Consider the following 12,688-nt stretch of genomic DNA (forward strand, 5'->3'; position numbering starts at 1 on the left):
TCGGGTCAGCCGGCCGCCGGGGCGTCGTCGACGACGATCGGGGGTGTATCGCCCTGCCCCCATCGCGGTGCGGGCAGGGTGACCGCCGCGCCGTCGCGGATCGCACGCAGCGCATCGGCGATCTCCGCTGCGTTGGACGGCACGGGCAGAGCGCAGGTGCGCAGCTCGGAGGCGAACTCGAGCGTCAACCGGGTCTTGCCGGCCTCGACGGCCTCACCGGTCGTGCCGTACCTGATCTCGCTGCCGGTCTGGATGTCGGGGACCTGATCGCACACGTGGTACACCCTGCCGCCGTCGACCCAGGTCACCTCATCCGCACCGAGCAGCTGGACGACGGTCGACTGGTCGGCGGTGTACTGCTCGACGGAAGGCGGCTCGGTGTCGACCCCGATGATCGTCGCGACGACCGCGAGGACGATGCCGACCGCACCGGCGATCGTCTTCTGCCGCCCGCTCATGTCCTTGTTCAGGAAGACCATGATGATCAGCGGAAGGAACGCCACCACCGCGATGATGGCGCCCAGCTGATTCTGCACGAAGAAGCGCACGGCGTCGGAGCGCTGCGCCGGGTCGAGCCGATTCGCTCTCTTCCAGAGGATGGAGCCGCTGATGGCCAGAGCGGCGATGACGGCGAGCAGCACGAGCAGCGTGATGAACGCCCACTGCGGGAACACCGACTCTGCGCCGTCCTTCACGAGCAGTCCGCTCTCGGGGTCGCGCATGAGCCGACCCTCGCCGCCGGTCGTCTCGCGCTGCCGCAGCAGCCAGAAGATCGCGGTGGCCTCGGCGGCGATGGCGATCGCCCAGAGCGCGGCGGCGATCGCGCGCAGCATCGTCGACCTCCGCTTGGCCTCGGCCGTCGGCCGCCAGCTGTGCTCGGCCGCGGCCGCGCTGCTGTCACGGGGCTCGGAGACCCGCCTGCTGTCGTCTGTCACGTTCGTCCTCCCGGATGCTGTGAGCCCGAGCCTAGTGGGAGGGTCGCAGCGCGCTGGGTACGCTGGAGGGATGAATTCCGATCCCGAGGATGACGCTCTCAGCTGGGAGGGCGACGACGCGCTAGAGGCGCGCCGACCTCACCCGCGCCGCGAACAGGACCGCGATGTCGCATCCCTTCGTCCCGCGGACCGCCGATCAGCTGATCAGAGATCCGCAGAAGCGGCCGTCGCCCCCGCGGGCGGGCATCCCGACGCACCCGCGACGGCCGACTCCGTCCGCGGGGCCGACGTCGAGGACGAGTCGCAGGGCATCGGCACGGCGACGCTCGTGCTGCTCGGGATCCTCGGCGGCGTCTACCTGCTCTACACGATCGGCTGGGCGATCGGGGGAGTGGGGATGCAGGCGAAGGCGATGTTCATGCTCCCGGCTCCGCTGTATCTCGCAAGCATGTGGATCGCCGTGCTCGCGCCTGCGCTCTGGTTCACCGCCACGATCCTGCTCACCCGCGGTGTCAGGGACTGGGTGCGCATCAGCGCCCTGGTGGTCGGCGCCGCACTGCTCGTGCCCTGGCCGTTCGTCGTCGCCGGCGGAGGGGGAGTGCTGTGAGCGAGAACACTCCGACCGCCGCCCCCACGGCATCGCGGCTCGTCAGCGCGGCGCGCGGGTTCGCGACTGGCATCCTGGGTCTGGCTTACGCATTCGTCATCTGGAATGCCACCTTCTATCTGATCGAGATGGCGCAGGCCGGCATCAGCGGGTACGGCTGGACCCTGCTGGTGATGCCGGTGATCGTGCCGATGATCGTGTTCGCGGTTGCGCTGCTGGTCACGCGCCGCCGCCCGCTCGGCGTGTTCATCGTCGCGATGCTGGCCGGGCTCGGCCTCAGCGCGGTGTTCTGGCTCGACACGCTGAGCTTCGCGCTGCGCAACGGCGCGTCGCTGCTGAGCTGACCGTCCGCGATCGTGCCGCTGACTCGGGCCGTCACACGGTCGGGGGCGCCGGCGGCGCTGAGGTAAAGTTTGTCGCGATTGCGCCCCGACGGCGTGCGGCGCATCGGCTGACCATCGCTCGTCCTGCCCCGAAGGATACCTGTGCCGAACAACACCGCCACCAAGCCCGTCGTCCTGCTCGCGGAGGTGCTCTCGCCCGCGACGATCGAGGCGCTCGGGCCCGACTTCGACGTTCGCGAGGTCGATGGAACCGATCGTGAGGCGCTGTTCGCGGCCCTCGCCGACGCCGACGCGGTGCTCGTGCGCTCCGCCACGCGCATCGACGCCGAGGCGCTCACGCATGCACCGAAGCTGAAGGTCGTCGCCCGGGCCGGCGTCGGTCTCGACAACGTCGACATCAAGGCCGCGACCGCCGCGGGCGTCATGGTCGTCAACGCGCCGACGTCGAACATCGTCTCGGCCGCAGAGCTCACCGTCGGGCACATCCTGAGCCTGGCCCGTCGCATCCCCGCTGCACACGCGTCCCTGTCGAGCGGCGCATGGAAGCGCAGCTCGTTCACCGGAGCCGAGCTGTTCGAGAAGACCGTGGGCATCATCGGCCTCGGCCGGATCGGCGCACTCGTCGCGGCGCGACTGAACGCCTTCGACATGCGCGTCATCGCCTACGACCCCTACGTCACCAGCGCTCGCGCGCAGCAGCTCGGGGTGCAGCTCGTCACGCTCGACGAGCTCGTCGCCGAGTCGGACTTCATCACCATCCACATGCCGAAGACGCCCGAGACGACCGGCATGATCGCGGCCGAGCAGTTCGCCTCCATGAAGCCGACCGCGTTCGTGGTCAACGTCGCGCGCGGCGGTCTGATCGACGAGGCCGACCTGCATGAGGCGCTCGTCGCCGGCGAGATCGCCGGCGCCGGACTGGACGTGTTCACCTCCGAGCCCCCCGCCGAGGGCAGCACCGCCCAGGCGCTGCTGGGTCTGCCCAACGTCGTCGTCACCCCGCACCTCGGTGCGAGCACCGACGAGGCGCAGGAGAAGGCCGGCGTCTCCGTCGCGCGCTCGGTGCGCCTCGCGCTCGGCGGCGACCTGGTGCCCGACGCCGTCAACGTCGCCGGTGGCGTCATCGACCCGTACGTGCGTCCGGGCATCCCTCTCGTCGAGAAGCTCGGCCAGATCTTCTCCGCGCTCGCGCAGGCGCCGATCACCAGTCTCGACGTGGAGGTGCACGGTGAGCTGAACAACTACGACGTCAGCGTGCTGCGCCTCGCCGCGCTCAAGGGCGTGTTCACGAACATCGTCAGCGAGACGGTGTCGTACGTGAACGCGCCGCTGCTCGCCGAGCAGCGAGGCATCGCCGTGCGCCTGCTGCAGGATGAGATCAGCGAGGAGTACCGCAACGTCATCACCCTGCGCGGTGCTCTCTCCGACGGGTCGCAGCTGGCGGTGTCCGGCACGCTCACCGGGCCGAAGCAGATCGAGAAGCTCGTCTCGATCAACGAGCACGCGATCGAGCTGCCCATCGAGAAGCACCACGTCGTGATGCTGTACACAGACCGACCCGGAATCGTCGCCGTCTACGGCCAGAAGTTCGGCGACGCCGGCATCAACATCGCCGGGATGCAGATCGCACGAGAGGCGGCCGGTGCCCAGGCGCTCAGCGTGCTGACCCTGGACTCGCCCGTCGCCGAGGAGCTGCTCGAAGACGTCAGCGCGGCGATCGACGCGGATCTGTTCCGTCAGATCGAGATCGCCGAGGTCTGATAGCTCTCACGTGCCTCCTCGCTTCTGATGCGAGGAGGCACGTGCCGGTGATGCGGCGCTCACAGCCGGCATGTGGCTCCCGGCCTCCGCCGGGCGGGGTGGGGCCGGCTGAGGCCGGGAGCCATGCGGGCTGGGGTCGGCTGACGCGAGGAGCCATGCGGGCTGGGGTCGGCTGAGGCGAGGAGCCGGATGCCGGTTATGGACCCCGCGCAGGCGACACCTGGCTCCCGGACAGGCGCGGGCGAGCCGCGTGACGCGGAGCCCGGTTCAGCCCGCGGTCGGGGTCGTCGCGTTCACCACAAGGTCGATCAGTCGCTCGAGCGCGGCGCCCGCGGGCACGAACTCGCTCAGCGTGCTCTGGTCGTCGCCGGGCTCGGCGAGCGAGTTGTTGAAGTACAGCCCGTCGCTGAGCAGCATGACCAGATCGAGCGCCGTCTCGTCGCGTACGTGCGGACGGATCGCATCCGCCCACCGGGTGCGCACCTCGCGCAGGGCATCGGATGCCGTCGCCGAGCCGCCCTGGGCGAGCCGCGTCATGGCGATGAGCGTGCGGTCGAGCGCGTCGTCCTCCATGACCGAGGTGCGCACGTAGTAGGCGATCGGTCCCTCCGCCGCGGCCGACATGCGGTGCAGGTCATCGTCGGTCAGCGCGGCCAGTCGGGCGACGAGTCCGGCCGTCAGGTCTTCCTTCGCGGCGAAGTGATAGAGGAGCCCGCCCTTCGAGACCCCGGCCTCGCGCGCCACCGCCTCGAGAGTGGCGGCTCGCTCGCCCTCGGCGATGAGGATGCTCTGATATGCGTCGAGTACGCGTTCGCGAGCAAGCGGGGGACGGGACATCGGCTACTCCTGACGATCGGGATCCTGTGTTACTGTACCAGCCGGACGGTTTAGAAACCGGCGAAGCAGAAGAGGTGCAGGAATGTCCGTCACAGCCCCGACCCGGCTGACCCACGACGATGGTGCGCGCGTCGGTGCACGAGGGTGGGCCGCGCTGGCCGTGCTCATGCTGCCCGTGCTGCTGGTGTCGGTCGACAACACCGTGCTCAGCTTCGCGCTGCCCGAGATCTCGCTCGCTCTTCGTCCCACCGGTGCCGAGCAGCTCTGGGTGATCGACGTCTACTCCCTGGTGCTCGCGGGCCTGCTCGTCACCATGGGCGTCATGGGCGATCGGTTCGGTCGGCGACGGATGCTCTTCATCGGCGCCACCGGCTTCGCCGTCGTGTCCGCGCTGGCGGCGTTCGCGCCGACGGCCGGCCTGCTCATCGCCGCACGGGCGGCCCTGGGCTTCTTCGGCGCCATGCTCATGCCATCGACCCTGTCGCTGCTGCGCTCGATCTTCCCGAACCGCGACCAGCGCCGCCTGGCCATCGCCATCTGGGCATCGGGCTTCTCGGCTGGATCGGCGCTGGGGCCGGTCGTCGGGGGATTCCTGCTCGAGCATTTCGCGTGGGGCTCGGTGTTCCTCATCGCGGTGCCCATGCTCGTGCCGCTGCTCGTCGGCGGCTATTGGCTGCTGCCGGAGAGCCGCGACCCGAACCCAGGACGCATCGACCCGCTCGGGATCGCCCTGTCGATGGCCGCGATGATCCCCATCGTCTACGCGATCAAGTCGTTCGCCGTCGACGGGCCGACGATCGTCGCCGCGCTGCTCGTCGTCGTGGGCCTGGTGATGGGGTGGCTGTTCGTGCGTCGCCAGCTGCGCGCCGAGACGCCCATGCTCGACATGAGCCTGTTCCGTCGCGGCGGCTTCAGCGGTGCAATCCTCGTGAACCTGCTCAGCGTGATCGCGCTCGTCGGATTCCTCTACTTCGTGCCTCAGCAGCTGCAGCTCGTGCTCGGGCTCTCGCCGATGGTCGCCGGTCTCGCCCTGGTGCCCGGCATGGCCGCCATGATCGTCGCCGGCCTGAGCGTGGTGCCCATCTCGCGGCGTGTGCCACCGCACATCGTCGTTCCCGCAGGGCTGCTGCTGTCGGTCGGGGGATACCTGATCGTCGCGTTCACCGCTCAGTGGAACAGCGTCGCCTGGCTGATCCTGGCATTCGTGGTGCTGGGCATCGGAATCGGCGCCGCCGAGACCATCTCGAACGAGCTCATCCTCGCTCACGCTCCGGCAGAGAAGGCGGGCGCCGCGAGCGCCGTCTCTGAGACCGCATACGAGCTCGGCGCGGTGCTCGGCACGGCTGTGCTGGGCGGGATCATCACGGCCTTCTACCGCGGCGCGCTCACGATTCCGGACGGCGTGTCCGGGACGGCCGCCGCCCAGGCACGCGAGACTCTCGCCGGCGCGTACGCGGCCGCGCAGGATCTGCCGAGCGGCCAGGCGGATGCCCTGTGGCGGGCCGCCGCGCACGCCTTCGACTCCGGCATCGTGACGACCTCTCTCATCGGCGCGCTGCTCGTCGCATCCGCCATCGTCGTCGCCGCGACCACACTGCGTCCGACGCGCTGACATCCGGCGTGAGCGGCGCCAGGGCGCCGCTACGCTGGAGACAGAGTCCGCGGCGACCCGCGCTGCGGACGAGCAGGGCCCCAAGGAGACTCATGTCGCGCGTCGTGAAGCTGGCCGTCATCCCGGGTGACGGCATCGGACGAGAGGTCATCGCCGAGGCCGAGCGGGTGCTCGATGCGGTCACCGCAGACGGCGACGTGACATTCGAGAAGACATCGTTCTCGCTGGGTGCCGATCGCTACCTCGCCACCGGCGACACTCTCACCGACGACGACCTGCAGGCGATCCGCTCGCACGATGCGATCCTGCTGGGCGCCGTGGGCGGCATGCCAGGTGACGAACGCCTGAAAGACGCGAACATCGAGCGCGGCCTGCTGCTGAAGCTGCGCTTCGAACTCGACCACTACGTGAACCTGCGTCCCTCGAAGCTGTTCTCCGGGGCATCCGGCCCGCTGGCGAACCCCGGCGAGATCGACTTCGTCGTCGTGCGCGAGGGCACCGAGGGGCCGTACGTCGGCAACGGCGGGGCGATCCGCAAGGGAACCCCGCACGAGGTCGCGAACGAGACGAGCGTCAACACCGCATTCGGCGTCGAGCGCGTGGTCCGCTACGCCTTCGAGCTCGCCGAGCGGAGGCGCCGAAAGCTCACCCTCGTGCACAAGACCAACGTGCTGGTGCACGCGGGTGCGATCTGGAAGCGGATCGTCGATCAGGTGGCATCCGAGCATCCCGACGTCTCCGTCGACTACCTGCACGTCGACGCCGCCACCATCTTCCTCGTGACCGATCCGGCGCGATTCGACGTGATCGTCACCGACAACCTGTTCGGCGACATCCTCACCGACCTCGCCGGTGCCGTCACGGGCGGCATCGGCCTGGCAGCCTCGGGCAACATCAACCCTGAAGGCGCCTTCCCCTCGATGTTCGAGCCGGTGCACGGTTCGGCTCCCGACATCGCGGGGCAGCAGAAGGCCGATCCGACCGCAGCGATCCTGTCGGTCGCCCTGCTGCTCGACCACCTCGGCCTGCGCGACGAATCCGCGCGGGTGCAGCGGGCGGTCGAAGCAGACATCGCCGGCCGGGGCGCCGCGCGCACCACGGCCGAGACGGGCGACGCGATCATCGCCCGGCTGCAGGCGTAACCTGAGAGCACGCGCGCATCGCCGCCGCATCCCGACAGAGGACAGACATGACCGACACCGCCACCACAGCCAGCTCCGACACCGCTGAGCTCACGTTCGCCGTGACGAAGAATCTCGCCGCCAAGAGCCCGGCACAGCGTGAGGAGATCCTGCAGAACCCGGGCTTCGGCACGAACTTCACCGACCACATGGTCGACATCTGCTGGTCGGAGAAGGGCGGCTGGCACCGGCCGCGCGTGCAGCCGTACGGCCCGATCTCACTCGACCCGGCCGCCGCAGTGCTGCACTACGGGCAGGAGATCTTCGAGGGCATCAAGGCGTACCGCCATGCCGACGGTGGCGTGTACACCTTCCGCCCCGATCGCAATGCCGAGCGCCTGCGCCGCAGCGCCCGCCGTCTCGCCCTGCCCGAGCTGCCCACCGAGTACTTCGTGCAGTCAATCCGCGAGCTCATCGCCGTCGACGGAGCCTGGGTGCCGTCTGGAGTCGACCAGAGCCTGTACCTGCGGCCGTTCATGTTCGCGAAGGAGGCGTTCCTCGGGGTGCGCCCCGCGAAGAAGGTGGCGTACTACCTGATCGCCTCGCCCGCAGGCGCCTACTTCACCGGTGGCGTGAAGCCGGTGCGCATCTGGCTGTCGAAGACCTACGCCCGCGCGGGCAAGGGCGGCACGGGTGCGGCCAAGACCGGCGGCAACTACGCCTCCAGCCTGCTGCCGCAGGCCGAAGCCTCGGCGAAGGGCTGCGACCAGGTCGTCTTCCTCGATCAGGACGGCAATGTCGAAGAGCTCGGCGGCATGAACGTCGTCTTCGTGTACAAGGACGGCCGGGTCGTGACGCCGCAGTCCGACAGCATCCTCGAGGGCATCACCCGCGACTCGCTGCTGCAGCTCGCGGAAGACCGGGGGCTGACGGTCGAGCGCCGTGCGGTCTCGCTCGACGAGTGGCGCCAGGGTGTGGCATCCGGTGACATCGTCGAGGTGTTCGCCTGCGGCACCGCCGCCGTCGTCACCCCGATCGGCTCCCTCGTCTCGGACGACTTCGAAGACGAGCAGCCACTCGGCGACCTGGCCCTTTCGCTGCGCGAGGAGCTGACCGACATCCAGTACGGCCGGCGCGAAGACAAGCACGGCTGGCTCGTCCGCGTCGACTGACCTGGGCCTCTCTGCCGTTCTTCGCCGACACCCCCACCTGCTGCCGACACCCCTAGGTGCGGCCGCCCGCAGGTAGGGGTGTCGTCCTTTTGTAGGGGTGTCGCGGGGTACGGACTCGTTCTGCACAGGCAGGGCTCAGCGATCTTGCCTGTGGAGGGCCGGAATGTGCCCGGTCCGGCGGATCAGGATGTCGGAATGCGCCGACGTCTCGAGATCTCTCAGGCCAGGAAGCTGCTGCTGAGCAGAGAGCAGCTTCTGGCGGCTGGCTTACCTGTTCGGCGACTGCGCCAGGACGTCGCTGCGGGGCGACTGATCAGGCTGCATCGCGGTGCCTATGTCCGCGCGGGGGACTGGTCCACTCTGTGGTGGGAGGGCCGGCATCTGCTGAAGGTGCTGGCGGTGCGCGCAGCCAGTCCCGGAACGGGGCCCCTGTTCAGTCATACGTCCGCAGCGGTCATCTGGGGCCTGCCGCTGTACCGCATGGGCGACAAGCCGGTGCAGATCGTCGTCGACGGACGACGGCACAGTCGGGTGATCGCCGGGGTCATCCGGCGGGACATGCGGCTGGCGGCTGACGAGGTGGCGGAGCTCGATGGCCTTCGGCTGACATCGCCGGCCCGCACTGCACTAGACGTCGCGCGGACGGGAACGTTCGAGATGGCCGTCGGCTGTGCCGATGCGGCACTTCGGCAGGTGTCGGTCACCGGCCAGCAGCGGGATTCCGACGCGGACGCGGAATGGCGAGCGGATGTCCTGAAACGGGCAGGCATCGGGCTCCGAGGCGTGCGGCAGGCACGGTGCGTCATCGAGTTCGCCGACGGCCGCGCTCAGCTGCCAGGCGAGAGTGTGAGTAGAGTCCGCCTGCACCAGCTCGGGTTCTCGCAATATGACCTGCAGATCCCGGTCACCGGGTCGCAGGGCGACCAGTACTGGGTCGATTTCGCATTCCTGCGTTCCCGCACCTTCGGCGAGTTCGATGGTGAGGGCAAGTACACCGACGCGACTCTGCGGAGCGCGCCTGACGCACACACGGCAGTGCTGGCGGAGAAGCGGCGTGAGGACGACATCCGCGGCGTGACCGGGTGGCGATTCGCCCGCTGGGGATACGAACACATCAGGACGCCGGATGCCCTCGGCGCGCGCCTCGCGGCATTCGGCGTCCGTCCACCCGGCTGAGCGCTCTTGCCTTCTGCTCGCTGCTCGCGCTCCCGCCTCCCAGCCGCCGGTCGCGCGGCCGCCGACACCCCCACCTACTGTCGACACCCCTACGTACGGTCGCCCGTAGCTGGGGGTGTCGGCAAGAAGTAGGGGTGTCGGCAAGAAGTAGGGGTGTCGGCAAGAAGTAGGGGTGTCGGCGCAATTGATGGGAGGCGGGGCGGAGGACCCGCGGGGGAGGGACGGCGGGGATAGGCTGACGGGGTGAAGATCGCGCGTTTCAGTCACAACGACGGCATCCGGTACGGCATCCTCGACGATGACGAGATCGTCGTGCTCGACGGCGACCCCATGTTCGCCGGCTACGAGCCGACGGGGGAGCGCGTGCCGGTCGGCGACGTCGCGCTGCTCGCCCCGGTGATCCCACGCTCGAAGGTCGTCTGCGTGGGGCGCAACTACCACGACCACGCAGCGGAGTTCGGCAACGTCGCGCCGGAGGAGCCGCTGCTCTTCCTCAAGCCGAACACCGCGGTCATCGGCCCGGGCGACAGCATCGTGCGCCCCGTGATCTCCGAGCGCACCGAGTTCGAGGGCGAGCTCGTCGCTGTCATCGGCCGCATCGCCAAGAACGTCAGTGCCGCGGATGCCCTGGACTACGTCTTCGGTTACACGATCGGCAACGACGCGACCGCCCGCGATCTGCAGCGCAAGGACGGGCAGTGGACCCGCGGCAAGGGGTTCGACACCTTCTGCCCGCTCGGGCCGATCATCGAGACCGAGTTCGACGCGGCCGGCGCCAGGCTCGAGACCCGTGTGAATGGCGAGACCCGCCAGCAGGCTCCGCTGACCGACATGATCCACTCGGTCGCCGACATCATCGCCTACGCCTCTGCGGTCTTCACCCTGCTGCCCGGGGATGTGATCATGACCGGGACACCCGCGGGCGTCGGCGAGATCGTGGCAGGAGACACCGTCGAGATCGAGATCAGCGGACTGGGCGTGCTGCGCAATCCCGTGCGCGACGCCGCCCCCGCCGCGTGAGTGCGGTGAGCACGCCGCCGATCGAGGATCTGCCCGCCGTCCAGAGGCGCACCGTCGGCGTGCTCGCCGCCGGGCAGGTGCTCGGCGGCATCGCATTCGGCGCCACGGTCTCGCTCGGCGCGCTGCTCGCCGCCGACCTCTCCGGCGATGACGCGCTGTCGGGGCTCGCGACCGCATCGGTCACCCTGGGAGCCGCCGCCTTCGCCATCCCGCTGTCCCGGTTCGCGGCGCGCCGCGGCCGGAGGATGTCGCTGACTGCAGGCAACCTGCTGGCCCTCATCGGCATCGGCATCGTGATCACCTCCGCCGCGCTGCGCTTCTTCCCGCTGCTGCTGGTCGGCATCATCATGATCGGGATGGGCAACGCCGGCAATCTGCAGTCGCGCTTCGCCGCCACCGACCTCGCCTCGCCCGCACACCGCGGGCGTGATCTGTCGATCGTCGTCTGGTCGACGACCGTGGGCGGCGTGACCGGGCCTCTGCTGCTGCCGCTGGGCGAAGAGGTCGGCGCTCGGATCGGGATGCCGCCGCTGACCGGCTCGTACCTCTTCTCGCTCATCGCGCAGGCAGCGGCGCTCGTGCTGTACGTCGTCGCGTTGCGTCCCGACCCGCTGCTGACCGCCATGAGGGTGGCGGGATCCTCGGCGAAGGGCGCCGTGCTCGGCGCCGACATCGACCGACCGGTCGTCGCGCGCTACGCGATCTTCGCCGTCTCCGGCTCGCACGCCGTGATGGCGTCGGTCATGGCGATGACGCCGATCCATCTGAAGCACATGGCGCACGGCGGCGGACACGGATCGACGCAGGATGTGACACTGCTGGTCGGTGTCACGATCGCGCTGCACGTCGCAGGCATGTACGGCCTGTCACCGCTGTTCGGCATCCTCGCCGATCGGTGGGGGCGCATCCGGGTCGTGCTGCTCGGGCAGGCCGTGCTCACCGCCTCGCTGCTCACCGCGATGATCGCCGGCGATCATCCGGCGGGTGTGATGGTCGCGCTGATCCTGCTCGGCCTGGGCTGGAGCGCGGCGACCGTTGCCGGAGCGGCGCTGCTGACCGAATCGTCGACCGTGCTCATGCGCCCGAGGCGTCAGGGCGTCAGCGACTCGCTGATGAGCCTCACGGCGGCCGTCGGCGCCGCAGGCGCGGGTATCGTGCTCACCCAGTTCGGCTACGGCGGCCTCGCCACGGTCGCGCTGGTGCTCGTGATCGCCATCATCGCCCTCTCGCCGTTGGGCCGCATCCGCGAGACGGCATGATCGGCGAGTGCGGCATGATCCGGGATGGTGCGGCGTGAGCTGGGCGGGCACGGGCGAGGCGTTCGCCGCCTCGTACGCCGCGCTGTGCGCGGGCACGGGTGAACGGCTGCGGGAGATCGCCGGGCCTGCTCGCGGCCGCGCGCTGCTCGACGTCGGCGCGGGAGACGGCACCCTCGCCGCGGCATGGGCGGATGCCGGCTGGCGGGTCACCGCAGCCGAGCCCGAGCCCAGCATGCGAGAGGTCGCCCGCGCCCGGCATCCGAAGCTGCCCATCGTCAGCCACGCGCTACCGCATCTCCCGTTCGACGACGGCCGGTTCGACGCGGTCACGGCGAACTTCGTGCTGAACCACGTTCCCGACCCGCGAGCTGCGGCCACCGAGCTGCGACGGGTGTCCCGCGACCTCGTGATCGTCACGACCTGGTCGGCGGCACCGACTGCGCTGTGGCGCGAGGTCACCGCGCGCGCCGGCCTCGCTCCGGCATCCCCGGCACGACTCGACCCCGATAGGGATTTCGAGCGCACCGCCGACGGCCTGCGACGGATGCTGACCGAGGCGGGGTGGCACCCCGAGGTCACTGAGCTCACGTGGACGTGGCACGTCGAGCCGGAGGCGCTCTGGCAGTCGGTCACCGGGGGAGTGGCCGGTGCGGGTGCGTTCTACGCGACGCTGGCAGACGCCGATCGCGCGAGGTTCCGCACGGCGTTCGACGACCTGACCGCAGATCGCGCCGACGGCGGACGGATGCCGATGACGCAGACCGCAGCGATCGCCGTCGAGCACGTCCGCTGATCGCAGTGCGGTATCGGGACGCGCCGGGCTCGGGCATCCGCCCCGGATAGA

At 69.8% G+C, this 12,688-nt stretch carries 12 protein-coding genes; 10 read left to right on the forward strand and 2 right to left on the reverse strand.

What is annotated here, in order from left to right:
* Positions 1-5 precede the first annotated feature (5 nt).
* On the reverse strand, positions 6-935 hold the full coding sequence (locus tag V2S05_RS02405; protein WP_413633680.1) for a hypothetical protein: 930 nt from the start codon (positions 933-935) through the stop codon (positions 6-8).
* A 70-nt stretch (positions 936-1,005) separates the two neighbouring features.
* On the opposite strand from V2S05_RS02405, the gene V2S05_RS02410 reads away from it, so the two are divergent.
* From V2S05_RS02410 to serA, 3 genes are all read left to right on the forward strand, one after another.
* Positions 1,006-1,542 (forward strand): hypothetical protein, encoded by a 537-nt coding sequence (locus V2S05_RS02410; RefSeq protein ID WP_413633682.1) that lies wholly within the window; start codon positions 1,006-1,008, stop codon positions 1,540-1,542.
* Complete coding sequence (locus V2S05_RS02415; protein WP_413633684.1) at positions 1,539-1,886, forward strand: hypothetical protein; 348 nt, start codon at positions 1,539-1,541, stop codon at positions 1,884-1,886. Before V2S05_RS02410 ends, V2S05_RS02415 begins: the two co-directional genes overlap by 4 nt.
* A gap of 141 nt (positions 1,887-2,027) precedes the next feature.
* On the forward strand, positions 2,028-3,647 hold the full coding sequence (gene serA, locus V2S05_RS02420; protein ID WP_413633685.1) for a phosphoglycerate dehydrogenase: 1,620 nt from the start codon (positions 2,028-2,030) through the stop codon (positions 3,645-3,647).
* Positions 3,648-3,914: 267 nt separating this feature from the next.
* On the opposite strand, the gene V2S05_RS02425 is transcribed toward serA, so the two are convergent.
* Positions 3,915-4,484: a TetR/AcrR family transcriptional regulator gene (locus V2S05_RS02425; RefSeq protein WP_413633686.1), complete on the reverse strand. Its 570-nt coding sequence runs from the start codon at positions 4,482-4,484 to the stop codon at positions 3,915-3,917.
* 82 nt (positions 4,485-4,566) lie between these two features.
* Here V2S05_RS02425 and V2S05_RS02430 point away from each other — a divergent pair, with 82 nt between their 5' ends.
* From V2S05_RS02430 to V2S05_RS02460, 7 genes are all read left to right on the forward strand, one after another.
* Positions 4,567-6,096 (forward strand): MFS transporter, encoded by a 1,530-nt coding sequence (locus V2S05_RS02430; RefSeq protein WP_413633687.1) that lies wholly within the window; start codon positions 4,567-4,569, stop codon positions 6,094-6,096.
* A 92-nt stretch (positions 6,097-6,188) separates the two neighbouring features.
* The gene (locus V2S05_RS02435; RefSeq protein WP_413633688.1) at positions 6,189-7,238 is read left to right on the forward strand and encodes a 3-isopropylmalate dehydrogenase; all 1,050 of its coding nucleotides are present in this window, start codon (positions 6,189-6,191) and stop codon (positions 7,236-7,238) included.
* Between the two features lie 47 nt (positions 7,239-7,285).
* A complete protein-coding gene (locus tag V2S05_RS02440) occupies positions 7,286-8,389 on the forward strand; it encodes a branched-chain amino acid aminotransferase (RefSeq protein ID WP_413633689.1) in 1,104 nt (367 codons plus the stop codon).
* Positions 8,390-8,584: 195 nt separating this feature from the next.
* Entirely contained in the window at positions 8,585-9,565 is a 981-nt protein-coding gene (locus tag V2S05_RS02445; RefSeq protein WP_413633690.1) for a hypothetical protein, read from the forward strand.
* A 243-nt stretch (positions 9,566-9,808) separates the two neighbouring features.
* Entirely contained in the window at positions 9,809-10,585 is a 777-nt protein-coding gene (locus tag V2S05_RS02450) for a fumarylacetoacetate hydrolase family protein (RefSeq protein ID WP_413633691.1), read from the forward strand.
* A gap of 5 nt (positions 10,586-10,590) precedes the next feature.
* On the forward strand, positions 10,591-11,844 hold the full coding sequence (locus V2S05_RS02455; RefSeq protein WP_413633692.1) for an MFS transporter: 1,254 nt from the start codon (positions 10,591-10,593) through the stop codon (positions 11,842-11,844).
* 34 nt (positions 11,845-11,878) lie between these two features.
* Entirely contained in the window at positions 11,879-12,637 is a 759-nt protein-coding gene (locus V2S05_RS02460) for a class I SAM-dependent methyltransferase (RefSeq protein ID WP_413633694.1), read from the forward strand.
* The last annotated feature ends 51 nt before the right edge of the window (positions 12,638-12,688 follow it).

The sequence above is a fragment of the Microbacterium sp. OR16 genome (genome assembly GCF_047306725.1).
Lineage (GTDB): Bacteria > Actinomycetota > Actinomycetes > Actinomycetales > Microbacteriaceae > Microbacterium.

Coding starts and splice junctions, on each gene's coding strand:
- V2S05_RS02410 (WP_413633682.1), top strand. CDS start 1,006: ATGAATTCCGATCCCGAGGATGACGCTCTCAGCTGGGAGGGCGACGAC.
- V2S05_RS02425 (WP_413633686.1), bottom strand. CDS start 4,484: ATGTCCCGTCCCCCGCTTGCTCGCGAACGCGTACTCGACGCATATCAG.
- V2S05_RS02430 (WP_413633687.1), top strand. CDS start 4,567: ATGTCCGTCACAGCCCCGACCCGGCTGACCCACGACGATGGTGCGCGC.
- V2S05_RS02435 (WP_413633688.1), top strand. CDS start 6,189: ATGTCGCGCGTCGTGAAGCTGGCCGTCATCCCGGGTGACGGCATCGGA.
- V2S05_RS02440 (WP_413633689.1), top strand. CDS start 7,286: ATGACCGACACCGCCACCACAGCCAGCTCCGACACCGCTGAGCTCACG.
- V2S05_RS02445 (WP_413633690.1), top strand. CDS start 8,585: ATGCGCCGACGTCTCGAGATCTCTCAGGCCAGGAAGCTGCTGCTGAGC.